This is a genomic window from Bowmanella yangjiangensis (genome assembly GCF_017255015.1).
GTDB lineage: Bacteria > Pseudomonadota > Gammaproteobacteria > Enterobacterales > Alteromonadaceae > Bowmanella > Bowmanella yangjiangensis.
Genome location: NZ_JAFKCS010000002.1, coordinates 188,611 through 212,453, shown reverse-complemented (window position 1 = coordinate 212,453; position 23,843 = coordinate 188,611). Strand labels below are relative to the sequence as shown.

The following is a 23,843-nucleotide window of genomic DNA, read 5'->3' as shown; positions in this document are numbered from 1 at the left end:
CAGGCCCAGAGGGCCTTGGGTTAAGAGGAATTTCAGCAGGCGCGGGGTTCGCCTGCTGACTCTCGGTGTAGGACGTAAATCAGACTAGCTCACTGTGCTCATGCAACACGTTAAAGATATCTCTGAAACTACTCGCCTTGAGGCTGATATCCAGCGGAATATGCAGTGCACGGGCAATATCACTGGAAGAAATTAGCCCTCTCAAGCGGCTCTGTTCATCAGTCAACAATATATGCTGCTCCCCCAAGCTGCGTAGCGTATCTATCAGGTCAGCAATGGTGGCATTTTTGAGTTGTTCGTAGCGAATACCATGCAACTCACTACGCGGTACCATCACATCTTCCACTGTCAGTTCATTTCTGTCCTGCTGGCGTTGATTGGCAATCATCAAGATTTTACGGCTGTTAAGATCCGCAAAGCTGACAATACCCAAAAACTGCTGCTCAGCATCCACGACCAACTTCGACTTCACATGGCCTTTTTTCATCATAAACAAAGCCTGATCCACAGAAACGTCTTTGTCGATTAACTGCGGACTGCGGCGGGTAAAATCGGTCACCACTTTAGTTGCGGCACTATCCAGGCTTAAGGGTTCAACACTTTCGGTGGTACAAAACTGGGTTACTTGGCCTAACGCCAATGTTTTCAACATTTTATTTGTCATTTGGATTCTCCAACAAACTGAACATAGCTAGCCCGCTCGCAAAGAAACCGAGGTTATAAGTATAGGCGATGCGGGACGGTTTTTAGGGGTCAGCTTGCCTGAGGAGGCGCTCTGGGTTGTGGTAACCCAACAGTATCGACGTAAAAGTCAGAAACTCTGGAAGGAACAAACAGATAGGCCTGATTGATCACCTTACCTGCAGACAAAGCCCCAACCAGGCTGGGCTCGTCTTTGTCCAGTTCGGTTTGCAAATACTGACTATCAGTGTACTGATTAGCCGTAACAAGAGAAGAATCGGATATAGGCTGCGCAATGCTTGCTGCACTGCCTAACCAACATGCCAGCAAGCAGAATGCGGTCGCAAGGAGACTGAAATAAGGAGGCCGGTAAACAGCTTGACGCACGTGGCGGTACCGAAAAATGCTCATAACCTTAATATGGAGCAAAGGGCTAAAAACTCAATAGTCCTGTAGATAAATTGTTAAAATTTTGCGTCTACAACCAGCCTTTACGCTTAAACCAAACAACCTGCAGAGCACAGACCAGAATCAACAGGCCAATAAATACGCCAAAGCCCAACGGATTCTCGGCACCTGGTATTCCCCCCACATTAATGCCAAGCAAACCGGTAAGAAAACCCAAGGGCAGGAAAAATGCGGCAACAATAGACAGCACATACATTCTGCTGTTCATCTGCTCTGCCAGTTGATTACCAATCTCTTCTTGGGTAACCGCCGCCCTTTCGCGCACTGCATCCAAATCTTCCACATGACGCATTAAGCTATCCAAGGTCTCCTGAAAGCTCAGGCGAACATCACGGCCAATCCACTCAAACCTATCTAACAACAGTTGTGAAATGGCCTCTCTTTGCGGGGCCAGGTAGCGGCGCAGGGAAATGATCTGCCGACGCACACGACCAAGGTCTGCGCGCATTTGGGCATTTTGTTGCTCCAGCGCCTGCTCTTCAAAATCAGCGACCTGCTCTTCAAAATAATCAACCGTGTCTGACATTCGAACTACCAGTCTCGACAGAATACTCGCCAGTACTTCATCAGCACTGGCAGGCCCTTCTCCAGCCTTTAGCGCGTTAGCCACATCGGTAACTGACAATAAGCGACGCTTTCTGGTACTAATAATTCGTCCCTGCTCCACCCATAGCCGCACCGAAACCATATCATCAGGGTCGGCGCCAGGATTCAAATTCACCCCACGCAAAGCGAGCAGTAATCCATTTTCAACCCGGATAGTTCTTGGTCGGGTTTCCCCCGTGAGCAAAGCATCACACACAATGGGATTTACCCCGGAATCTTGTTCCAGATACTGAATAGTCTCGGGCAGACTGTAATCCAGATGCACCCAGAGAATGCCATCTTCAGGTTGCCACTGTTTAACGGCTTGCCAGTCAAGTTCGCTAGCGCCCCCCTGCCCATCCAGCAACAACGCATGAATCAACGACTGCTCTTGCATTTCATTCTCCCAATGCTCACCAGTTAAGGACTGACAAGCTTATCCGTTATCTGTACTAATTCTTCAGCCAGACGTGTAATTGCCTTGTGCTGCTCAGCATCCTTCAACTGACCATGCTCATCAAAGGCAGAGCCCGCCAGCCCTATAGCACGCTGATTAGGCACAACCATTACGCCAATGTTTTGTAGCAACATACGCAAAAAGCCCAGCCCGCGCAGGCCACCAAGGGCCCCAGGCGCACAAGACATAATCGCGGCGGTTTTACCGCGATAAGCACTTAATGGAGCTTCATTAGGCTCGCTGGCACGAGATGCCCAATCAATGGCATTTTTAAGAAGGGGACTGAATGCACTGTTGTATTCGGGAGAGGCTATTAGCAGCCCGTCATGCTCTAGTAATAGCTGTTTAAACGCCAACGCCGATGTTGGAAACCCCTGCTCATTCTGCAAATCCTGATTGTAAATAGGCATAGGGAAATCGCCGAGATTAATCAGGGTAACTTGCGCCCCCGCTTGTTCTGCAGCCTTTGCAGCAATACCAACAAGTTTTTGATTATAGGAATCTTTGCGACTACTGCCGGAGAAGGCCAGGATTCGTGCCATGTTGTTGCCTCGCTTAATATTAACAAAGCCAACAGCTTAGCCTGTGCAAAAGCAAGCGCCAAGCTTGATAGCGGCTCGCTGCAGATGAAAACTCAGAACCTCATTATTGAAGGTGAAACCTTCACTCGTCGCCTTTGTTCATCCCGTACTTGCGCATTTTTTCCACTAAAGTCGTACGACGCATGCCAAGCACTTCGGCGGCCCGAGCGACAACCCATTCTTGCTGCTCCAAGGCTTGAGTAATCAGGCTAACCTCCAACTCGGCCAGATATTCTTTCAGGTTTAACCCTTGCTCAGGTAATGCCTGAGATTGTCCATTGAGCTCGCAATCCGGTGCAGACGTACTGGCAAACTCATTATTGTCAGCCTCTTCATCGTCCTCTTCGACGTAACCGCCGAACAATTCGTTAATAGCCTCACGTTCCAACAATTCTTCGGGATAATCAGGCTCATAACCGTCGGCTTGAAGATGCTGATACTTATGCGGTAGATCTCCGACATCCACAACTTTATCGGGAAACAGGATCAGCAATCGTTCTACTAAATTCGACAACTCACGGACATTCCCTGCCCAGTGGTGTTCCATCAGTGATTTTAAAGCCCCTTCGGTAAAGCGAATGGAGCGTCCAGACTCACTTAACGCCCGGGAAACTAATTCCTGTAGCAGTAAGGGGATGTCTTCTTTGCGTTCCCTGAGCGGCGGGCTGTCGATAGGAAACACATTCAATCGGTAATACAAATCCTCGCGGAACTTACCTTCAGTGATCATACCTTCCAAATCACGGTGTGTGGCTGCAATCACTCGAACATCGCATTGAATGGGCTTGGTACCACCAACTCGTTCATAACTGCGTTCTTGAAGAACCCGCAATAGCTTAACCTGCATTTGCAGTGGCATATCGCCGATCTCATCCAAAAACAATGTACCGCCTTCGGCCAGCTCAAACCGACCTTTTCTGGCACTTACCGCGCCGGTGAACGCACCTTTTTCATGGCCAAAAAGTTCACTTTCCAGCAATTCGCCAGGTATGGCACCACAGTTGACGGGGATAAATGGTCCATCACGACGGTTTGACAAATAATGGACGTTACGCGCCACCACTTCCTTACCAGTACCGGACTCTCCCAACACCAGCACATTAGCGTCAGTTGGCGCGACCTGTTCAATCATATGACGCACTAACTGAACACCGGCACTCTTACCAATGAGGCTACGAAACAACTTGGTTTTGTTCTGTACGGAGCCGCCAGGCGCAGGGCGTCTTTGCAAATACTCCTGGCAACGATGCAGCATTTGCGTCAGTTGTGGATAAGTTACGGGCTCTGGCAATATACCAACCAGGTTACCTTGATGATCATGGCCGTCGCTGCCGACCATCACAAATGGCTGAGCGGGAAACTGCCGTAATAACGTATCGTTAAGCTCGCCACAATCAGCGTCCAACAATACGCAGGCGTAAGGCCCATCTTTGGCTAGGTAGTCAACACTCTGTTCAGGCAATGAACAATCACAATGTTCGCCCATAAAGGTGAGTACCGTCTGAAGACTTATCCGGCGAGCCTCTAGCCCACTGATAATCAGAATTTTACTCATACCTTAGCGACCTCAAAGTTGCGGACAACCCACGCGAAACATTAAACCTGGCTAACGAACTCATAGCCAAACGAGAGTGTACAGAACGGCAAATTAATCAGCCTAGATTCTGTCAGCTATCTATGGATTTTAACCATTACCCAATCAATGGCAACCTGAGAGATTCAGGTTTACGATCAAGCGCTTAAGAAGCGCACAATAATTCACCTGGAATGGTTGTTTCGGGGCCATGAATCTAATGTTCAACAGTGCCACCTGCAGCAAATGCTAGCTGATATGGCTTTAGCTATAACCAGAATAGCAACGGCAAAGCGGGTAGCCAACACCAGAGTGCATCACACAATGTAACCGCGACACAGAATCTTTGTGAACGCCGCTCATTTGGCCGCCGCTAGTATATTCGACAAGCCGCTAAGCTTTCGTCAAAATAACGCCCATCAGCCAGCGGTTTGCCCAAACAGGATCCCTGCATTGAATTACTTAGAAATTGCCAAAGACGTATTTGATATTGAAGCCCAGGCTGTAAGCCAGCTCTCCACGCGCCTAGACGCACAATTCAACCTAGCGGTTGAAACCATTTTGCAAGCCAAAGGACGTGTAGTGGTTTGCGGTATGGGTAAATCAGGGCAAATTGGTAGAAAGATAGCCGCAACTTTGGCCAGTACAGGCACGCCAAGCTTTTTTATGCACCCAGGCGAAGCCTATCACGGCGACCTGGGTATGATTGCCAAGGAAGATATTTTTATTGCTATCTCCAACTCTGGTGAAACGGAAGAAGTGTTGAAACTACTGTCTTTTCTGAAAGAGAACGGTAATTTCCTTATTGGTATGACAGGCGGAATCACCTCTAGTCTGGCCAAAGCCTCAAATGCTGTGTTGAATGTCAGCGTAGAAAAAGAAGCCTGTCCTTTACAACTCGCCCCCACAGCCTCAACCACAGCGACACTGGCGATGGGAGACGCATTGGCCGTCACCTTAATGAAAGCCAGGGATTTTAAACCCGAAGAATTTGCCCGATTCCACCCAGGGGGCAGCCTTGGGCGACGCCTGCTTTCCAGAGTACAGGATGAAATGGTTAGCACTCCGTTACCTTTAGTTAGCCTATCTGCCAGTTTTGCTGAAGTAGTAGACGCAATCAGCAGTGGCCAACTCGGTATTGCCATTGTCGAGGCAGAACAAGGCTATGGGATTATTACCGATGGCGATATACGCCGTGGTTTTACCCGCCATAAGAAGGACGTTTTCGACCTAAATGCCGCGCAAATGATGACACTCAACCCGAAGAGCATAGATATCGGCGCCAAGATGGCAGACGCCTTTATGCTAATGGAACAGAATAACATCACTGCATTGTTGGTGTTAAATGAAGGAAAGCTAGCGGGTATAGTGAAGAAGTAAAAAGCGATATGCTTGACAAAAAACGCCGCAATTGCGGCGTTTTTTATTACCAAAGCTTTCAGCCTAACAGTGCTAAAACCTGGCCTTTTTGCTGATTAGCCTGTGACTGCACAGCAATAGATGCCTGACTCAATATATCGTTGGCCGCTTTATCAGCCGTGCCCTGTGCATAATCTAAATCCTGCAACCGGCTTTTAGCCGCCTGCACATTCACTTCGGTGTTAGCCAGATTGCGTGCAGCGCTTTCAAACTGATTCTGGGTTGCGCCCAAATCAGCCCGCGCAGCACCGACATAATCCACAGCACTATCCGCGGTTTCCAGCGCGTCAGCAGCACCTTGGGCAGTGCTAATATCAATATTCAGCACATCACTTAAACCACCAGCAATATCTTTAGTACCGACACTGATAGATTGGCCAGCATTCGCCCCGACCAGAAAATCCACATTACCTTCACCAGACAACAGTGGTTTACCAGCGAATTCGGTTTGCTCAATGGTTTGTTTAATATTGTCCTGCAGCTGAGACACTTCTTTTTGCAGGGCTTTACGATCAGCATCCGTCAGAATGCCGCTACCAGCCTGCACCGACAGTTCTCTGATACGATTTACATCATTGCTGATACCTGACAAACCGCCTTCAGCAACCTGTGCTAAAGACACGCCGTCATAAGCATTGTTATAAGCCTGACGAACACCGGATGTTTGTGACGTCAAACGATCAATAATCTGCTGGGCCGCTGCATCATCAGCCGCGCTGTTTACCCGCTTACCCGAAGCTAGTTTTTCAAACAGCGAATTCTGCTTCTGCTGAACCTGTTGCAGCAAAGACGCATTGGATTTGGTACTGTTAATCTCTAACATAAGCCCCCCTCAAACCTCAGCACTAAGAATAGCAGAGGGGTGGTGGGAAAGTAAGCATTCAAATAAAGCGAAGATATATCAAACCATACCTTTATCGACAAATTTCATACGTAAAGTCTATTGGCTTTGAGCTGCGCTGTATCCGATAAACAGGATGACAAGCAATAACAAAAAACGGAACAGGAATTTTATGCGCGTACTCTTTATCACTGGGCAGAACCAATATGGTGTTGTCAGTCATTTTCTGGCAGGCATGCGCGAAGACTTGCAGGCAGCAGGCGTTGACAGCGATACATTATCTGTTGAATCAGAACAAAGTGTGCAAAGAGACTTCCCACAACTTTTACCGCTAGAAGAGTATGATCAGGTCATTAGTTTCAATGGCATGGGGCTGCACCTGGAATACGCAGGATTATCCGTTCCTGATTACCTAAAACGTCAGCCAGCCTATGTCTTCTGTGTTGACCATCCTTTGCATCTGCTAAAACGTTTTATTGGTTTGAATGTCGTTGTTTTATGCGTTGATGAGGAACATGTCGCATTTTCACAGCTATGTGGATTTAACGCCGTCTACTTCCCTCATGCCATTGGCAAACAGCAATTTTTACGGCTTCCAGTAACCCCTGTATCCAATAAAAATGACGATATTGTGTTTCCAATTTCCTTTATGGACTCAGTTCGGCACCGGCAGGCACTCGAGCCTTACTGGCAACAAATTGGAAAATGGGTGGAACAAAGTCAGTCAGTCACCCGATTTATGCAAATGCTAGGGGTACTCCCTCTTACCACCCGAAAAGCAACCTTGCCATTGAATGAGGAAGTACTGAGAGTGTGCGTAACTGTTGACAGTTACCTTCGCGCCAAACAGCGCGAGACCTGTTTACAGCAATGCCAGAAGCAAGGTCTGGTGTTGCAGGTTATTGGCAGAGACTCGCATCAATATCAAGCAATTGCGCCAGCACACCAATACCTACCCGCGATGGATTTCACCGCTTTACTAGAAACTATGGCTAAAGCCCGCTACGTGCTACACAACTCTCCAGGTTTTGACCGTGGACTACATGAGCGGGTAATTTATCCTCTTTCGTTAGGCACCTTGGTACTCACCTTCAATACGCCCTACGTGAATCAAACATTCCCTCAAGGTTGTATCGATGTCTCATCTGTATCCATAGAGATAGATGACGACACTTATGCAGAGCAGCGTGCCGCCGCGCAACAAATAATCGCGGCTCAACACTGTTGGCAACAACAACTGGCTACGCTGTTTAAGTTACCGCCAACCTTTGCCAAAGGGATGACTTAAGGTGTCAGTGAGGTTTTATTGTGCAAGGCCGATAAGCTATAACATGGCTAATCCGTTACCTAGGCATTACCCGGCAGGATATATGTAATGAATATTGTTGTAATTCCGGCCCGAGGAGGCAGCAAGCGCATTCCTCGTAAAAACATTAAAAATTTCTGCGGTAAGCCTATGCTTGCCCATTCTATTACCTCGGCCCTTGAAAGCGGCGTGGTGGACAAAGTTGTCGTTTCCACAGATGATCAGGAAATCGCCGACGTTGCAATACGCTATGGTGCCGAGGTTCCTTTTTTACGTCCCCCACAGTTAGCAGATGATTATGTAGGAACCAGCCCAGTTGTCAGACACTGCATAGAGGAACTCCTGAAGCTTAACTGGCCGCTCAACTATGTTGCTTGTGTCTATGCAACAGCACCGCTGCTATCTCAGCGTCTCATCGCACAAGCATACCAGCAGCTAGTATCAGGCAATGCCGATTATGTGTTTGCTGCAGCGCGTTTTTCCTTTCCAATCCAACGGGCTATTATGCAAACTGAATCTGGCGGTGTGACGCCCTTTGACCCGGTTAGCATAGGTAAGCGCTCTCAGGACCTTCCTCCTGCCTTTCATGACGCGGGGCAACTTTACTGGGGCCACTTCAGCACGTGGTTGGATCTGAATAAACGCATCTTTAGCCCGAGTTCACAAATGATCGTTCTACCCGACTATCTGGTTCAGGATATTGATACATTGGACGATTGGAAGAGAGCCGAGCTGCTTTACAAACTGCTGAAACAAGAGGGCTATCTTTGAAGATCCTGTTCAGGGTTGATAGTTCTGTCGATATAGGCAGTGGACATGTAATGCGCTGTCTGGCCTTGGCGGCGCGCTTAAGTTCCTCTGCCGATATCACTTTTATTTGTCGCGCTGAAACAGGCCATCTGGGAGAAATGATTACCGCCCGGGGGTTTGAACTGCGGATGTTGCCTGCCACTACACCATTTAACGAGCAGCAAGACGCCTCTGCCAGTCTGCAAGGTCTTGATAAGCACTACGACTTATTGATCCTTGACCATTACAAGCTAGGAGCCAATTACTGTCGGGTCATGCGCAGCCAATGCCGCTATATCATGGTGATTGACGATCTGGCTAACCGCTTGCACGATTGCGATATCTTGCTTGATCAAAATCTGCTACCTGATGCGCAATCTCGCTACACGAAGCTCGTATCTTCGAAATGCCAGTTTTTGCTTGGGCCACGTTTTGCGCTGCTGCGCGAAGAATTTTATCTGCCGGCACCAGCAAGACAAGATAACAGGATACTGATTAGCTTTGGTGGCAGTGATGCACAGAACCTGACCGGCATGGCAATTGATGCCTTATTGCAACTAAAGCTCTTTAGTATTCGCGCCGATATTGTAATTGGTGCCAGCAATCCATGGCGAGAGCAGATAGCATTGCAGTTGGTCCAACAAACCAATATCGCACTGCATGTGCAGTGCGATTACATGGCTAACTTAATGCACCAGGCAAGCCTAATGCTGGGTAGCGGCGGGACCAGTCACTGGGAAAGGTGCATCTGTGCACTACCCGGCCTGGTAGTTACCGTAGCCGACAATCAGGTCGCCACCACCCGTTATCTTGCAGAACAAGGGGCATGTGTCTGGTTGGGTAGTGCTGAAGAGATGAGTGTTAACTACTTGGCGTCACAGTTGGAGAAGTATCTTACTCTGCCTGACCAGTTAGAGATGATGTCACGGGCCGCCAATAAAATAGTGCCAGCCAATGCTGGCACCCAATATGCGGTAGCAGAAATCGAGAGAACCATCAGAGGTATGAATGGCTAGTATTACTATAGGTCACCGTCAGGTTGGTTCAGACCACCCGCCTTTTATCATTGCTGAAATGTCAGGCAATCACGGCCAGTCTATCGAAAAAGCCAAAGCGCTCATTGATGCCGCTGCAAAAGCCGGGGCTCATGCACTCAAATTGCAAACCTATACACCGGATACCATCACTCTGGATGTGCATGAACGCGAGTTTTTCATCGCTGACCCCAATAGTCTCTGGCAGGGGAATTCGCTCTATAACTTGTATCAGGAAGCCATGACGCCTTGGGAATGGCATCAGGAATTGTTTAATTATGCCAGCAGTAAAGGGTTAGTTGCGTTTAGCACGCCATTTGATCTGACTGCGGTTGATTTTCTGGAAAGTCTCAACGTCCCCTGTTACAAGATTGCCTCGTTTGAAAACATCGACCATGCACTGTTAGCCGCCGTGGCAAAAACCGGCAAACCAGTGATCATGTCAACTGGCATGGCCAGTCAGGCAGAATTAGCCGAGTCAGTGGATGTATTGCGAGCCGCCGGCTGTAAAGATCTTATCCTGCTAAAATGCACCAGTAATTATCCCGCCCGGCCTGTAGATGCCAACCTTCGCACCATTCCTCATCTGGCTGAGCTATTTAACTGCCAGGTAGGCTTATCTGATCACACCCCTGGGGTGGGCGTGGCCGTGGCTGCCGTTGCGCTAGGCGCAACCGTAGTGGAAAAGCACTTCGTACTGGATAGAAACGGCGGAGAAGTCGACGCTGAGTTTTCCCTGGAACCCCATGAAATCAAAATGTTAGTAGAGGAAACCGAGCGCGCCTGGACAGCACTTGGCAAAGTCTATTACGGCTGTACGGACAAGGAACTGGCATCCCGAGTCCATCGTCGCTCCTTGTATATTGCCGAAGACGTCAAAGCCGGGGATATCTTAACAGAGAAGAATCTGCGTTCTGTGCGACCGGGACTGGGCCTTGCCCCCAAATATCTTCCGCTGCTGCTGGGTAAAGTGGTGAAAGTCGATGCGCCAAAAGGCACCCCGATGAGTTGGGAGTTAATCTAACCATGCCCGTACTGCTGTTTGGGGCCAGCAAGGCTGGAGAATGCTTCTTAAACCAACATCCAGAATTGGAGGTTGTAGGTTTTGTAGACAATGATCCCACCCGTCAGGGCTCCACATATCTGGGTAAAACTGTTTTTTCGCCCCAAGCAATAAGTACGCTGACATTTGATAGAGTGATAATTACCAGCCAATGGGCCGATGCTATCCGTACCCAATTAGTTGAAGAAATAGGCATTGCAGACAATCTGATAGAGGTACCCGCCAAACAGCAGGTCAAAGCAGCTTTGCCCTTCCAACATCCGCCGACGCTGGCCCTGGGACATAAATTGTTAACTCGCCTGAACGGCTTTCTCAAAACCCAAGGGATCTCCGCCTGTCTGGATTCCGGCACATTACTTGGTGCCATCCGTCATCAAGATTTTATCCCTTGGGATGATGATATTGATTTAGCTGTAGATGAGACTGAATTTGTCAAACTGACCCGCTGTATCCCCGCCTTCTTTGCCCAGCTCCCCGAGCAAACCCAGCTCGACTGGCAAATACTCATGCTCAAGGTAAATGGTGAAGACTGCTGTATTAACATCGAATTCAGCCCCAGACCGGGAGCTGACTTTGTGCCTTTTGACTTAAGCCTGCAAATGCGTCGACAGCAAGGCCGTCACTCCGAATTAGTATCCTCTTCAGGTTTGTTCTTCGGCCCCGCCGAACACTTCGCCCACTATGATGAGGTTCTCTTTCTAGGCCAGTTATTTTACATTCCTGCCAACGCTGAGAACTTTCTAACCTTTATGTATGGCAACTGGAAAGAGCCCAAGCAAGGTACCAAGATTACTGAATATCAAAACCGTCGTGCACAGTTACCAGTGGAAGACATGAAAGCACAAGTCTGCAAGCACCTATTAGCGGGCTACGCAACATGAGTTTACGTGTACTGCTCTGCAGTGCCGGAGCCAAGGTGCCTCTGCTCAAGGCTCTGGATACGGCGGTAAAGAAGCTGGATCCCGCAGGTGCTGTAGTCGCAGCGGATCGATCCGAGCAGGTTATTTGCCGATACCTTGCGGATGAATTTTGGGCCATGCCGGCAACCGAAGAATCGCAACTCGATAATATTTTGCGCGGCTGTCAAAGACTCAATATCAGCCACATTCTGCCAAGCAGAGATGGTGAGCTACTATTCTGGGCTAAACATAATGCGTATTTTCACCAGTATGGCATTGAAATACTCACAGCCCCTACTGAGGCCATTTCGCTGTGCCTGGACAAGCTCACCTTTGCACAACTCACCGCAGACTTTGACGGACTGATCATTCCGGCCAGTCGCAGAGCGGATGACCTATCAGCCAAACGGTTAGTCGTGAAAGAGCGTTTTGGCGCAGGCAGTCAGTCTTTAGGCCTGGACTTAAGCCACAGCCAAGCACTACATCATGCGCAGCAGCTAAACCACCCGATATTTCAACCCTTCGTAAAAGGGCAGGAAATCAGTATTGATGCTTGGCTTAGCCGAGACCATCAATTGAAAGGCCATATTTGCCGCTACCGCGAAAAGGTCGTGCATGGCGAATCGCAGATTAGCTGCACCGTAACTTTGCCCCAGTTCGATAGCTCCATTCGCGCTCTGCTGGAACAACTCAAGCTAAGTGGACCTGTGGTATTACAAGCCATTATAGATAACGACGGCGGGCTAAATGTCATTGAGTGTAACAGCCGTTTTGGCGGCGCCTCCACCTTAGGGATCCGCGCGGGGGTAGACAGCCTTTACTGGAGTCTGGCCGAAAGCCTTGGCTATGACCTGACTGCGTTCCCCTTTACCCCAGCCTCACAGCCCATCCGCCAGGTGCGCCATGCGAGCGACCATTATCTATGATTTATATTTTTGATTTAGACGATACGCTGTACGACGAACGCCAATATGTTGAAAGCGGTTTTAGGGCCGTGGCAAACATGGCACAGCAGCGCTGGGGTCTGGATAGTACACAAAGCCTTACCAGACTGATTGACCTACTTGACAGCCAAGGACGTGGGCGCATTTTTGATGACTGGCTGGCGGCACATTCATTGGCAAACAAAGGCAATATTCAGGCCTGCGTGCGCAGCTATCGGCTGCATAAACCCAGTCTAAAGATGCCCGAAGCGCATCTTGCTCTGCTAAACGAACTCCCTAAGCCACTCTACCTGGTCACTGACGGGCATAAAATCGTTCAGCAGAACAAAGTTGATGCCCTTGGCATCGGCCCGCTATTCAAACGAGTATTTATCACTCACCGCTTCGGCCTACAGCATGCTAAACCATCAACGCATTGTTTTGAGCTGATAAAAAAGGCCGAGGGCTGCGACTGGCAAGATATGCTGTACATTGGTGACAACCCGGCCAAGGATTTTGTCAACCTCAATAAGCTGGGTATGCAGACCGTCAGGGTAAGGACAGGAGTGCATAGGCACATCATTGCGAATCCTGGTTACGATGCCACCCGTCACGTTGTCAGGCTGTTAGATATCATTGATGAAGGGTAATAGTTAACCAAGAAAACTCGTCAGCAGAATCAAATAACTGCTACACCGAGCCGAGCAAAAAAACAAGCATTAAGAATATAAATACCGTGGGAATAATGATGCGAAGAATTGCCGTATTTACAGGTACCAGGGCAGAGTATGGCCTTTTGCAATGGGTGATCCGAGGGTTACATGAGCATCATGAGGCTCAGTTACAATTGATTGTCGGAGGGATGCACCTTTCTCCGGAATTCGGATACACGGCAGCATTAATTGAGCAAGATGGATTTCCCATAACGGAGAAAATCGAGTTCTTACTATCCTCAGATACGCCTGTGGGCATAGCAAAATCCATGGGATTAGCGACAATTAGCGGGGCTGAAGCTTTCGAGCGTCATAAACCAGACTTACTGGTCTTGCTCGGAGATAGATTCGAAGCTCTTGCAATGGCCCAAGCCGCGATGGTCGCACGCATCCCAATAGCGCACATTCATGGCGGTGAAAGAACTGAAGGTCTGATTGACGAAGCCATACGCCATTCAATAACTAAAATGTCCCATTTGCACTTCACATCAACAGAAGAATACAGGACAAGAGTAATTCAGTTGGGAGAACATCCCGAACGAGTTTTTCATGTAGGCGCACCGGGACTAGATAGCATCCGTCGTTTAAACCCAATTCCTCTGAAAGTACTATCGAAAATTGTAGGAATAAACCTCACAGACTCTCCATATTTTGTTGTTACTTATCATCCGGAGACGTTAAGTCCTGACGGCGCTATTGAGCAGTTTAGAGCATTGCTTTCAGTACTATCAGCCACCCAATCTCATAAATTAGTTATTACTTACCCCAATGCGGACACGCACGGCAGGAGCTTAATAGCGCTTCTTAATGAATTTAAGCATAAGAATAAAGACACCGTAGCAGTTGTAAAATCCGTTGGGCAACAGAACTATCTGAGCCTGCTCAAATACTGTGACGCAGTGATTGGAAACTCATCCAGCGGAATATTAGAAGCCCCAAGCTTCCATGTCCCGACCATCAATATTGGCAGCAGACAAAGGGGGAGAATTACCGATGATACTGTCATACATTGTGATGAGGATGAGGATTCTATTCATGCGGCAGTAAGAAAGGCGTTAAGCAAAGACTTTAAAGAAAAGTGCACAACCTCCAAGAGTGTTTACGGAGATGGTCTCGCTTCGGAAAGAATATTAGAAACCCTGATGAACACCGAGCTAAAAGAGATCATCCGCAAACACTTTTACGACCTACCAGGTAGCACATAATGAAGATCGCATTTATTGGCTGTGTAGAGTCTAGTTACGTTTTCCTACGTACTTTGTTAGCAATGAAAGATATCACCGTTGTTGCTGTAGTTACCAAGGCTGAATCTGCAATTAATTCAGACTTTTGTGACCTTTCCGAGATTAGTAATCGATACTCGGTCCCACTTCACTATGAAGATACAGCAAACCGAGAAGCAACCTACGAATTCTTAAATTCTTTCGATATTGATCTCATTTACTGTTTGGGATGGAGTTACTTACTCCCCAAACGAGTGATAGCACTAGGGAAAGTTGGTGCAATTGGCTTTCATCCTGCAAAGTTGCCAGAGAATCGTGGCAGGCACCCTTTAATTTGGGCACTAGTGCTGGGCCTTCAAGAAACTGCATCAACATTTTTTTTGCTGGATGAAGGAATGGACTCGGGTCCAATCATCAGTCAGGAACCAATACCTATCTTGGCGGCCGATAATGCCAGAACGCTATATAGCAAAGTCATGGATACTGCAGTGAAACAATTAAAATCTCTGACGAGAAAGATCAAACAAGAAGGTCAAGTGTTAAGCATTCCACAAGACCATGACAAGGCAACGTACTGGAGAAAGCGCACCCGAATTGATGGATTAATTGACTGGAGAATGAACGCCGCTAGTATTCACAACCTCATTCGTGCACTAGCCCCACCTTATCCTGGCGCAGAATTTCTATACAAAGGTCGATACATCAAAGTGATTAGCAGCGAGATTGCATACCATGCTGCCAATCTCAACATCGAACCAGGCAAAGTGATAAACAAAAGACCCGGAGCTGTATTAGTTAAATGCAACGGCCAAGACGCAATCTGGTTATGTAATTTGGATACCGACGAGATAGAGACGGGAGATTATCTATGAGTTGTGTGCTTATTGTTGCCCCCCACGCCGATGATGAAACATTAGGGTGTGGCGGCAGCATCCTGCGCTATATTGCTGAAGGACACAGCGTCCATTGGTTACTAATTACGCATCCAACCGAATCCGCAGGGTTTTGTCTGCAACAAATTCAAAATCGTGAACAAGAAATAGAAAAAGTAAGTGCCTTATATGGGTTTCATGGTGTGCATCAATTAAGGCTGCCGCCAGCCCAACTAGATATTCAGCCCAAAGAGCAGCTCATCAAAAAAATAGCGAGCGTAATAAATACGGTTAAGCCAGAGCAAGTTTTTACCGCTTATAGAAACGATGCTCATAGTGATCATTGTGAGGTATATGATGCGGTCATGGCAGCAACTAAAACCTTTCGTTCCCCCTTTATTAAACGTGTATTGAGTTACGAGACAATGTCGGAAACCGACTTTGGGCTAAAACCAGAAGATGGCGGATTCCGACCTAATGTTTTTGTCAATATAGCCCCCTATCTCGAACAAAAATTAGACATACTGGAAGTTTACCAATCTGAACTAGGTGAGTTTCCTTTCCCTCGCTCAAGAAAAGCCGTGGAATCGTTATCATATGTACGTGGAGCTCAATGCAACGCAATGGCTGCAGAGGCTTTTATGTTGATTAAGGAGGTTGTATGACGTTAATTATTGCAGAGGCCGGTGTTAATCATAATGGTGATGAAGCATTAGCCTATAAATTGATTGATGTGGCCAAAGAATCAGGTGCCGATATCGTAAAGTTTCAAACATTCAAAGCAAAAAATTTAGTAACACGGCATGCACAACAAGCCAAATATCAAGCCATCAATATAGGGAAAGCAGAGTCACAGTTTGAAATGCTAGCAAGACTTGAACTTCCCCTTGACGCTCATTTTCGATTGATGGATTACTGCAAAAGTCTCAATATTGAGTTTCTATCAACTGCATTTGATTCTGAGAGTTTGGACTTTCTGGTCAATCAGCTCAACCTGACACGTCTGAAAATACCTTCAGGGGAAATCACCAATGCCCCATTTTTGCTACAGCACGCCAGAACCAATTGCAATGTTATTTTATCAACAGGGATGGCCACCTTAGCAGAAGTTGAGCAGGCTCTGGGCGTCTTGGCATTTGGCTATACTGCGCCCCAGGATGCGATTCCTAGCATTAGCGCTTTTCAAGAAGCCTATTGTTCAGAAGCCGGCCAGCTAGCGCTAAAAAAACAAGTAACCTTGTTGCATTGCACGTCAGAATATCCGGCTCCGTTGGAAGATATCAATCTTTCTGCAATGAACACTCTCGCTGATGCTTTCGGTGTAAAAGCCGGGTACTCAGATCATAGTGAAGGGATTATTGTTCCAATCGCCGCCGTGGCAAGAGGTGCTGTGGTAATAGAAAAACACTTTACTCTGGATAAAGACATGGAAGGACCAGATCATAAAGCGTCATTGAATCCCGATGAACTGAAGGCCATGGTAAAGGGGATAAGGTCAATAGAAATGGCGTTGGGAAATGGGATCAAAGAACCACGCCCTTCGGAATTGAAAAACAGAGACATTATCCGTAAAAGCCTAGTTGCAGCAAGAGATATTAGCGCTGGCGAATGCCTCAGCCCTGAATGTCTGAGCATCAAAAGACCCGGTAATGGCACAAGTCCATTCAAGTATTGGGAAATTTTGTCGACACAATCATCAAGGAGTTACAAAACTGACGACGAACTCTACGAGTAGATCATGAATTCGCCGTTATACAAACATGTTATAAAACCAAGTATCGCACGAAATGAAAGAGGCAGTCATCGCCATCAGCACAGGCGATATATGCAGAGAGAGTACTAATGAGCTACGACTGGAAGAATATTTTGGTCAGCCCGGAGCAGCCAATCCGCGATGTATTGCAGGTCATAGACAATGAGGCACTACGTATTGCCCTCGTGGTAGATACTAAGGAAATGTTATTGGGTGTTGTTACTGACGGTGATATTCGTCGAGGTCTGCTGAAAAACATCAGTATCCAGGATAAGGTTGAATTAGTAATGAACACTCGACCATTAACTGGCAACAAGACAATGTCCCGTAATGAGCTCGTGCAACTCATGGAGTATCACAAACTGCTAGCCATTCCTCTATTAGAAGACAACGCGAGGGTTGTGGGCTTAGAAACACTGCACAGGGTAGGACGGGCTGCGACCTATCAGAATCCAGTGCTACTGATGGCCGGAGGCTATGGCTCAAGGCTAAGACCTCTTACAAATAATTGTCCTAAGCCTATGCTCAGAGTAGGAAACAAACCTATCCTTGAAATATTGCTCAAAAATTTCATCAAGGCCGGATTTGTCAACTTTTTCATTTCAACTCATTATTTGTCCGAAGTCATAGAGGAATATTTTGGCAACGGCGAAAAGTGGGGAGTCAGTATCAAGTATGTCTATGAAGATACCCCCTTAGGTACAGCAGGAGCGCTCAGTTTACTGCCCAAGGAGCTGCCGGATCTTCCTGTATTAATTATCAACGGAGACATCCTGACTAATGTTGATTTTGATAGATTGTTAAAGTTTCACAACAAAAATAATGCTGATGCGACAATGTGTGTCAGAGACTATGAGTATCAGGTTCCCTTTGGCGTAATAAAGGGGAATGGCATAACAATTACCGAGTTAGAAGAGAAACCTATCCAGAGATTTTTCGTAAATGCAGGTATATATGCAATAAACCCTGAAATAATAAACACAATAAGCAAGCAAGAGAAACTAGATATGACAGACTTACTTGACTCCATCATCAACAAGTCAGGGAAGGTAATCATGTTTCCGATACATGAATATTGGATGGACATTGGTCGACTTGATGATTTCCATCGAGCACAGCTTGATGTTGCAAATATTTTATTTTAGTCAGCAAAAGCACACACATGTACAATGATAAATCCATCATGGCACTTGTACCGGCCAGAGGTGGCAGTAAAAGGCTTCCGAATAAGAATATACTAGACTTCAATGGCTGCCCACTCATAGCCAGAAGCATATATGCGGCGCAAAAAAGTAAGTACATAGATTCTATTGTAGTAAGCACTGATGACCTAGCAATAGCTAAAATTGCCTCAGAATGCGGTGCTGACGTACCATTTTCTAGACCAGAACAACTGGCTACCGATAGCTCAACATCAAATGATGTAATTTTGCATGCGTTAGCTTCTGTTGATCAAAAGCACGATATTCTCATACTGTTACAGCCGACATCCCCGCTACGAAGAACAATTGATATCGACAAATGCATAGAATTGTTGTTCGAAAAATCAGCAGACGGCATTGTATCGGTTACGGAATGCGAGCACCCTCCTATATGGACAAATTTTCTTCCAGATGATGGCTGTATGGAAAATTTTGTTAGGCAAGAGCAGCTAAAAGCCAGTCAAAAATTCCCCACCTACTACCGATTAAACGGTGCCATCTATTGCTTTAAGAGTGATTATTTATTGGAAAACAAAGGAATACATTACGGAAAAAAGGTTTATGCCTATTTGATGGACAGGGAGCACTCCGTCGACATTGATGTACAGCATGACTTTGATTACGCCTTGTATCTAGATAGAAAGACATGCGGTTCAAAGTCTTGAACCAAATTGTCTGTTTTCACTAAACATTGCAGTTATGGAGATGGGCTTGAGAAGAAAAATTTTAATTCTTGGCGGCGGTGGATTTATCGGAACTCACCTCCATCAAAAACTAAAGTCTGAAGGATATCAGGTGCAGATCACTGTCAGATCTAATCAGTGCAAAGACATTGAGCCTATCAATACAATTATCGGCGATATTGATACAGGACTGTTGGATAGCTGCGATGAACCAGATTATATTTTTCATCTTGCAGGTGGTTCCTCTGTACTAGAATCACAAACCAGCCCTCACTCCGATTTTCTGAAAACCCTTCCCAATATTAGCTCATTGATGAACAAAATGTATCGGGACTGGAAAAGCAGCAAACTGCTGTTTATCTCCAGTGCGGCTGTCTACGGGAAGTACGCGACAGCGAAAACGTCAACGAAATGCCAACTTTCCCCAATATCTGTTTATGGGCTACACAAAAAAATAGCGGAAGAAATAATCCTCTATTACGTGAAAACCTTTGGCGTAAGAGCAAAAATCATTCGCCCATTCTCCATATTCGGGGAAGGACTAAAAAAACAGCTTCCCTGGGACGTATTAATAAAAGCCAGAAACGGTGACTTTACTTTTTTTGGCTCAGGTGAACAACAGAGAGACTGGGTGTACATAGAGGACTTTATACAGTTTCTTACCCAGCAAATTGACGCGAACATTCCTTATACCGGCGAAATAGTTAATGCAGGTAATGGCCAAGCAGTGAAAATAAGCCATGTTATCTCTCGCCTTCTTTGCCTCTCAGGTTATACAGATCCCCCCATATTTTCCGGAAAGGATAAAATCGGAGATCCCGATTGCCTCGTTGCCGATCCCCACGAGCAAGCACAAAATACATTTTTATCCTTAAGAAAAACACCTCTCGATACAGGGTTATCGAGATATATAAGTTGGTTCAATGAGTCTCAAATATGATTAGAGTTGGCATACCAGTTGTTATTCATGATAACGCTTGGATGGGAGGTTTAAACTACTTCTTAAGCCTGCTCTCGGTAATCAATGAGTATAATGAAAGAGAACTTGAAGTTTTTGTTTTGACCAACAGAAGCGACATATTTAACAATATTTACAGAAAGCACATTAAAATAATACAAGCTGACTTTTTACTTAACAGATCTGAAAGAGTAAGAAATCTATGCAGACACTTTGAAACTGATATCAGGCTCGCATACTACTCAAAAATTTATAAACTTGATGTCATTACTCATGCTTTGCCAGGTAAACGTTTCACTGCTAATACATTGTATTGGATGCCAGATTTTCAACATTGCCATTTACCCCAGTTATTCAGTGATATAGAGATTGAAAACAGAAACAAAAACATTGAATTAGTTGGAAATCGTTGCAGCAACATTTTGCTCAGCAGTCATGCAGCCGAATCTGACTTCAGAAAATTTTATCCACATCTAGGACATGTAAAATCACATGTTATGAATTTCACACCAAACATTGAAATTGAATCAATAAAAAAACACAAAAACAAACCAAATAATATTAGCGAAAATTTTTATTATGTGCCTAATCAGTTTTGGGTTCACAAGAACCATGATGTAATTATAGATGCACTAAGTCTTCTTCCACCAGAAATAAAAGTGTATTGCACTGGAAACACTAGTGACATTAGAAATCCAGAACACTTTAAAAACATTGAGAGAAAAATAATTAATTCTGGATTGAAGGACAGGTTTGTCGTACTTGGCTTGGTAGACAGAAACGAAATGATCAGTTTACTACTTAACTGTCTCGCAGTAATTAATCCATCCTACTTCGAGGGATGGAGCTCAACCGTTGAAGAAGCCAAATGTTTAGGCAAGAAACTTATTCTTTCAGATATCCCTGTCCACCGAGAACAAGCACCAATCGATGCACTTTATTTTCCAGCGGAAGATCCCATTTCACTTGCAAACCATCTCCAAAACGTATGGCAGAATAGAGATGAAGAAAAACAAAGAGAGAAAGCTAGATATATTGAGTCAATTAAACAATATCAACTTTCTAGAGAAATTTTTGCAAAAAAATACAAGTCTATAGTGCATGCAATGCTCACAGCCAAAAATTGAGGTGAAAATGCAAAAAGATATTGAGAACTTAATCATTGAGCATGTCGAAATAGCAGTAAGAAATGGACTTTCAAAACTAAACAAAAGAATTAGCGAGCTTATGCTCCTGCAAGGTAAACAACTTTGCATAGAAAATGAAAAAAGATTGGAGGTAAACTCTATTCATGATGTCGAGTTTAGAGTTTTCTCTCAGTTTGGTGAAGATGGAATAATACAATACCTCATTAAGAAAACTAATATTAAGGTTGGGGAAAGGATATTTATTGAGTTCGGAGTTGAGAATTATTTAGAGTCGAACACTAGATTCCTGCTTATGAATAATAACTGGAGGGGTTTGGTATTTGATGGCTCACCCAAAAATATAGAGTCAATTAAAAGCCAAGATTATTATTGGCGACATGACTTGACAGCCAAATGCGCATGGATAACCAGAGATAATATCAATGAATTATTGACAGAAAATGGATTTGGGGGAGATATTGGGATTCTGAGCATAGATATTGACGGCAATGACTATTGGGTTTGGGAAAAAATAAGTTGCGTCAACCCTGTTATTGTCATCACTGAATGGAATAGCGTTTTTGGTGCAGAAAAGTGCATTTCTATCCCATACGATGCCGAATTCAATAGAAGCACTGCACACCATAGTAACCTTTTCTATGGTGCATCAATATCAGCCTTGTCTTTCCTCGCTAAGAAGAAAGGCTACGCTCTTGTTGGCTCAAATAGCGCAGGAAATAATTTATTTTTTGTTCGAAATGATAGATTGAACGGTTTGAAAGAGATGAGTATTGAGGAAGCATACATTGAATCCAAGATAAGAGAGTCAAGAGACAAAGAGGGAAAACTGAGTTACTTATCAGGAAAGAGCAGAATTGAAGAAATAAGGGGAATGGTAGTTACAGATGTCATTAGCCTTGAAGAATTAGTATTGTGAGAAGTAACAACTAAATGAAAAAAATATTTATTGAGTTTTTTAGTTGCACACCTCACGTTGGTCAGTCTTTTGATATAGCTCAAAATTATGTAGATAGAAACTTTGAGGTCGAATATTATTTTCTTGGTGAATCTGTTCCTTATAAAGAATTCTTACACGATACTTTACACCCATTATTGAAGGCATTTGGTTTTGATGGTCGAACAAAGAAAATGTCAAAACTAATTAATGGTGGAAAATTTAAATATTTAGAACCCAAAATAAGGCTTGAAAAAAGCGAAAATATTACAGTATCAGATCTGGACTCACTCAAATCCCTCCACTATAAAAGCTTTAATGTCGGACTGGGGATTACATCCTCATTAATTTCTTACTTGAAAGATCCATCACCAAACCTAGAGCCATATCAAGATATCATAAATGACATGTACATTAGCTCTATATCTGTCTATGAGTTCACCAAATCGCTTTTAGAGAAGGAAGACAAAGAGAACATTGAAGTAATATTCATGAACGGCCGATTTTGTTGTTATCGTGCAGTTTATGAGGTCATAACAGAACTCAATATTCCTTTTAAAATTCATGAGGGTGGTTGCGATAGCTCACACTATACAGAATATCCAAGTCGACCACACGACTTAGTCAGAAATCAACAATACATGGTTAGCGAGTGGGATAATTTACCATGTAAGGAAGAAGCCAAAAGTATTGCTAGTGATTTTTTCTCTAAAAACCGAAAGGGAATAGGTGAAATTGGTTACATTGAGCGATTTTCAAAAGGTCAAATCGAAGGTCAACTGCCCCCTCTTCCGAATAAAAAAATAATATCTTTCTTTACATCTACAGAAGATGAATATGAAGGACTTTTTGATATCGTAGATAAACGGATTTGGAAAACTCAGTTCTCTCTCATCGATGATCTTCTCTACTTTACCGATAATAATCCAGCATACCATTTGGTAGTTAGAATCCATCCACATATGAAGAAAAGCTCACCAAAACTTCTTGCTACCTGGCATGAGGACTTGGAAAAGCTAGCATCAACACATAACCTGACCATAATAGATGAGAGTTCTAAATGCAGTTCTTATTCGCTAATAGATGTGTCACACAAAGTTGTTACCTATGGCTCACAAACTGGCATTGAAGCTGTGTTTTATGGAAAGCCCTCAATAATGGCAGGGCCAATAGCTTGGTATTCGGAGTTGGACTGTGTATACAAACCAGCCTCTAGTGATGAACTTTTCTCATTGTTATCAAGTGAAGAATTGGTTGTTGAACCAGAAAAAACACTGCCATACGGATATTACATGGCAACAAGAGGAAAGCGACTGACGCATTACCAGCATAAATCTGAACATGGCCCATTATTCAAGGGTAAAATTATTGCTGAGAAGTCAATCCTTCTTTCCAAGGTAAATAGATTTGCCTTCAGCGTATTTTCTCGCAGAAAGAATAAAAAGAAGAATATATTCGTCTTTGGGTCTGGGAAAAATGGTGAGGATTTTTCCTTACTCAATTTATCCAAATTTAATATTAAGGGTTTTTTGGATAACAACAGTTCAAAGCATGGAAAATCTTTGAATGGCATAACTATTTTTTCTCCAGATACCATTTTAACATCCGAATTTGACGCTATTTATGTAGTAAGTGAACATGCTGCAGACATTTACAGGCAACTTATTGATTTAGGGGTTAACCCTGACAAAATTCTATTTCACAACTCGCTCGTTACCTTATATTAAGGCGATCTTCG

The 23,843-nt window shown here is 45.0% G+C and carries 24 protein-coding genes; 18 read left to right on the top strand and 6 right to left on the bottom strand.

The features are described from left to right. Nucleotides 1-79 precede the first annotated feature (79 nt). The 5 genes from J0A65_RS03385 to J0A65_RS03365 form a co-directional block, all read right to left on the bottom strand. On the bottom strand, nt 80-664 hold the full coding sequence (locus J0A65_RS03385; protein WP_206592716.1) for a CBS domain-containing protein: 585 nt from the start codon (nt 662-664) through the stop codon (nt 80-82). An 89-nt stretch (nt 665-753) separates the two neighbouring features. Further along, the gene (locus tag J0A65_RS03380) at nt 754-1,011 is read right to left on the bottom strand and encodes a hypothetical protein (RefSeq protein ID WP_206592715.1); all 258 of its coding nucleotides are present in this window, start codon (nt 1,009-1,011) and stop codon (nt 754-756) included. Between the two features lie 148 nt (nt 1,012-1,159). Next, on the bottom strand, nt 1,160-2,131 hold the full coding sequence (locus J0A65_RS03375; RefSeq protein WP_206592714.1) for a zinc transporter ZntB: 972 nt from the start codon (nt 2,129-2,131) through the stop codon (nt 1,160-1,162). Nucleotides 2,132-2,154: 23 nt separating this feature from the next. Further along, on the bottom strand, nt 2,155-2,733 hold the full coding sequence (locus J0A65_RS03370) for an NADPH-dependent FMN reductase (protein ID WP_206592713.1): 579 nt from the start codon (nt 2,731-2,733) through the stop codon (nt 2,155-2,157). A 121-nt stretch (nt 2,734-2,854) separates the two neighbouring features. Then, nucleotides 2,855-4,327, bottom strand: a complete 1,473-nt coding sequence (locus J0A65_RS03365) for a sigma-54 dependent transcriptional regulator (RefSeq protein ID WP_206592712.1) — start codon at nt 4,325-4,327, stop codon at nt 2,855-2,857. A gap of 471 nt (nt 4,328-4,798) precedes the next feature. On the opposite strand from J0A65_RS03365, the gene J0A65_RS03360 reads away from it, so the two are divergent. After that, complete coding sequence (locus J0A65_RS03360; protein WP_206592711.1) at nt 4,799-5,725, top strand: KpsF/GutQ family sugar-phosphate isomerase; 927 nt, start codon at nt 4,799-4,801, stop codon at nt 5,723-5,725. 58 nt (nt 5,726-5,783) lie between these two features. On the opposite strand, the gene J0A65_RS03355 is transcribed toward J0A65_RS03360, so the two are convergent. Continuing rightward, nucleotides 5,784-6,587 (bottom strand): flagellin N-terminal helical domain-containing protein, encoded by an 804-nt coding sequence (locus J0A65_RS03355; RefSeq protein ID WP_206592710.1) that lies wholly within the window; start codon nt 6,585-6,587, stop codon nt 5,784-5,786. 190 nt (nt 6,588-6,777) lie between these two features. Here J0A65_RS03355 and J0A65_RS03350 point away from each other — a divergent pair, with 190 nt between their 5' ends. The 17 genes from J0A65_RS03350 to J0A65_RS03270 all read left to right on the top strand — a co-directional run bounded on the left by J0A65_RS03350 (nt 6,778) and on the right by J0A65_RS03270 (nt 23,832). Continuing rightward, entirely contained in the window at nt 6,778-7,893 is a 1,116-nt protein-coding gene (locus J0A65_RS03350) for a hypothetical protein (RefSeq protein WP_206592709.1), read from the top strand. 87 nt (nt 7,894-7,980) lie between these two features. Beyond that, a complete protein-coding gene (gene pseF / locus J0A65_RS03345; protein ID WP_206592708.1) occupies nt 7,981-8,682 on the top strand; it encodes a pseudaminic acid cytidylyltransferase in 702 nt (233 codons plus the stop codon). Then, nucleotides 8,628-9,716, top strand: a complete 1,089-nt coding sequence (pseG, locus tag J0A65_RS03340; protein ID WP_332874290.1) for a UDP-2,4-diacetamido-2,4,6-trideoxy-beta-L-altropyranose hydrolase — start codon at nt 8,628-8,630, stop codon at nt 9,714-9,716. Before pseF ends, pseG begins: the two co-directional genes overlap by 55 nt. Further along, nucleotides 9,709-10,758, top strand: coding sequence for a pseudaminic acid synthase (gene pseI, locus J0A65_RS03335; protein ID WP_206592706.1), 1,050 nt, complete (start codon nt 9,709-9,711; stop codon nt 10,756-10,758). Before pseG ends, pseI begins: the two co-directional genes overlap by 8 nt. Before the next feature lie 2 nt (nt 10,759-10,760). Further along, nucleotides 10,761-11,678 (top strand): LicD family protein, encoded by a 918-nt coding sequence (locus J0A65_RS03330; protein WP_206592705.1) that lies wholly within the window; start codon nt 10,761-10,763, stop codon nt 11,676-11,678. After that, nucleotides 11,675-12,622, top strand: a complete 948-nt coding sequence (locus tag J0A65_RS03325; protein WP_206592704.1) for an ATP-grasp domain-containing protein — start codon at nt 11,675-11,677, stop codon at nt 12,620-12,622. Before J0A65_RS03330 ends, J0A65_RS03325 begins: the two co-directional genes overlap by 4 nt. Further along, a complete protein-coding gene (locus J0A65_RS03320; protein WP_206592703.1) occupies nt 12,619-13,269 on the top strand; it encodes an HAD family hydrolase in 651 nt (216 codons plus the stop codon). Before J0A65_RS03325 ends, J0A65_RS03320 begins: the two co-directional genes overlap by 4 nt. Nucleotides 13,270-13,367: 98 nt before the next feature. Continuing rightward, nucleotides 13,368-14,537 (top strand): UDP-N-acetylglucosamine 2-epimerase, encoded by a 1,170-nt coding sequence (neuC, locus tag J0A65_RS03315; protein ID WP_232849709.1) that lies wholly within the window; start codon nt 13,368-13,370, stop codon nt 14,535-14,537. Next, nucleotides 14,537-15,427, top strand: coding sequence for a methionyl-tRNA formyltransferase (locus J0A65_RS03310; protein WP_206592701.1), 891 nt, complete (start codon nt 14,537-14,539; stop codon nt 15,425-15,427). Before neuC ends, J0A65_RS03310 begins: the two co-directional genes overlap by 1 nt. Then, entirely contained in the window at nt 15,424-16,092 is a 669-nt protein-coding gene (locus J0A65_RS03305) for a PIG-L deacetylase family protein (RefSeq protein ID WP_206592700.1), read from the top strand. Before J0A65_RS03310 ends, J0A65_RS03305 begins: the two co-directional genes overlap by 4 nt. Continuing rightward, a complete protein-coding gene (gene neuB / locus J0A65_RS03300; RefSeq protein ID WP_206592699.1) occupies nt 16,089-17,162 on the top strand; it encodes an N-acetylneuraminate synthase in 1,074 nt (357 codons plus the stop codon). Before J0A65_RS03305 ends, neuB begins: the two co-directional genes overlap by 4 nt. A gap of 107 nt (nt 17,163-17,269) precedes the next feature. Further along, a complete protein-coding gene (locus J0A65_RS03295) occupies nt 17,270-18,325 on the top strand; it encodes a nucleotidyltransferase family protein (RefSeq protein WP_206592698.1) in 1,056 nt (351 codons plus the stop codon). Between the two features lie 17 nt (nt 18,326-18,342). Next, nucleotides 18,343-19,047, top strand: coding sequence for an acylneuraminate cytidylyltransferase family protein (locus J0A65_RS03290; protein ID WP_206592697.1), 705 nt, complete (start codon nt 18,343-18,345; stop codon nt 19,045-19,047). A 46-nt stretch (nt 19,048-19,093) separates the two neighbouring features. Continuing rightward, nucleotides 19,094-20,005, top strand: coding sequence for an NAD-dependent epimerase/dehydratase family protein (locus tag J0A65_RS03285; RefSeq protein WP_206592696.1), 912 nt, complete (start codon nt 19,094-19,096; stop codon nt 20,003-20,005). Next, on the top strand, nt 20,002-21,150 hold the full coding sequence (locus J0A65_RS03280) for a glycosyltransferase family 4 protein (RefSeq protein WP_206592695.1): 1,149 nt from the start codon (nt 20,002-20,004) through the stop codon (nt 21,148-21,150). The genes J0A65_RS03285 and J0A65_RS03280 overlap by 4 nt, the downstream gene beginning before the upstream one ends. A 7-nt stretch (nt 21,151-21,157) precedes the next feature. Next, nucleotides 21,158-22,087, top strand: a complete 930-nt coding sequence (locus J0A65_RS03275) for a hypothetical protein (RefSeq protein ID WP_206592694.1) — start codon at nt 21,158-21,160, stop codon at nt 22,085-22,087. Between the two features lie 14 nt (nt 22,088-22,101). Further along, on the top strand, nt 22,102-23,832 hold the full coding sequence (locus J0A65_RS03270) for a capsular polysaccharide export protein, LipB/KpsS family (protein WP_206592693.1): 1,731 nt from the start codon (nt 22,102-22,104) through the stop codon (nt 23,830-23,832). Nucleotides 23,833-23,843 lie beyond the last annotated feature (11 nt).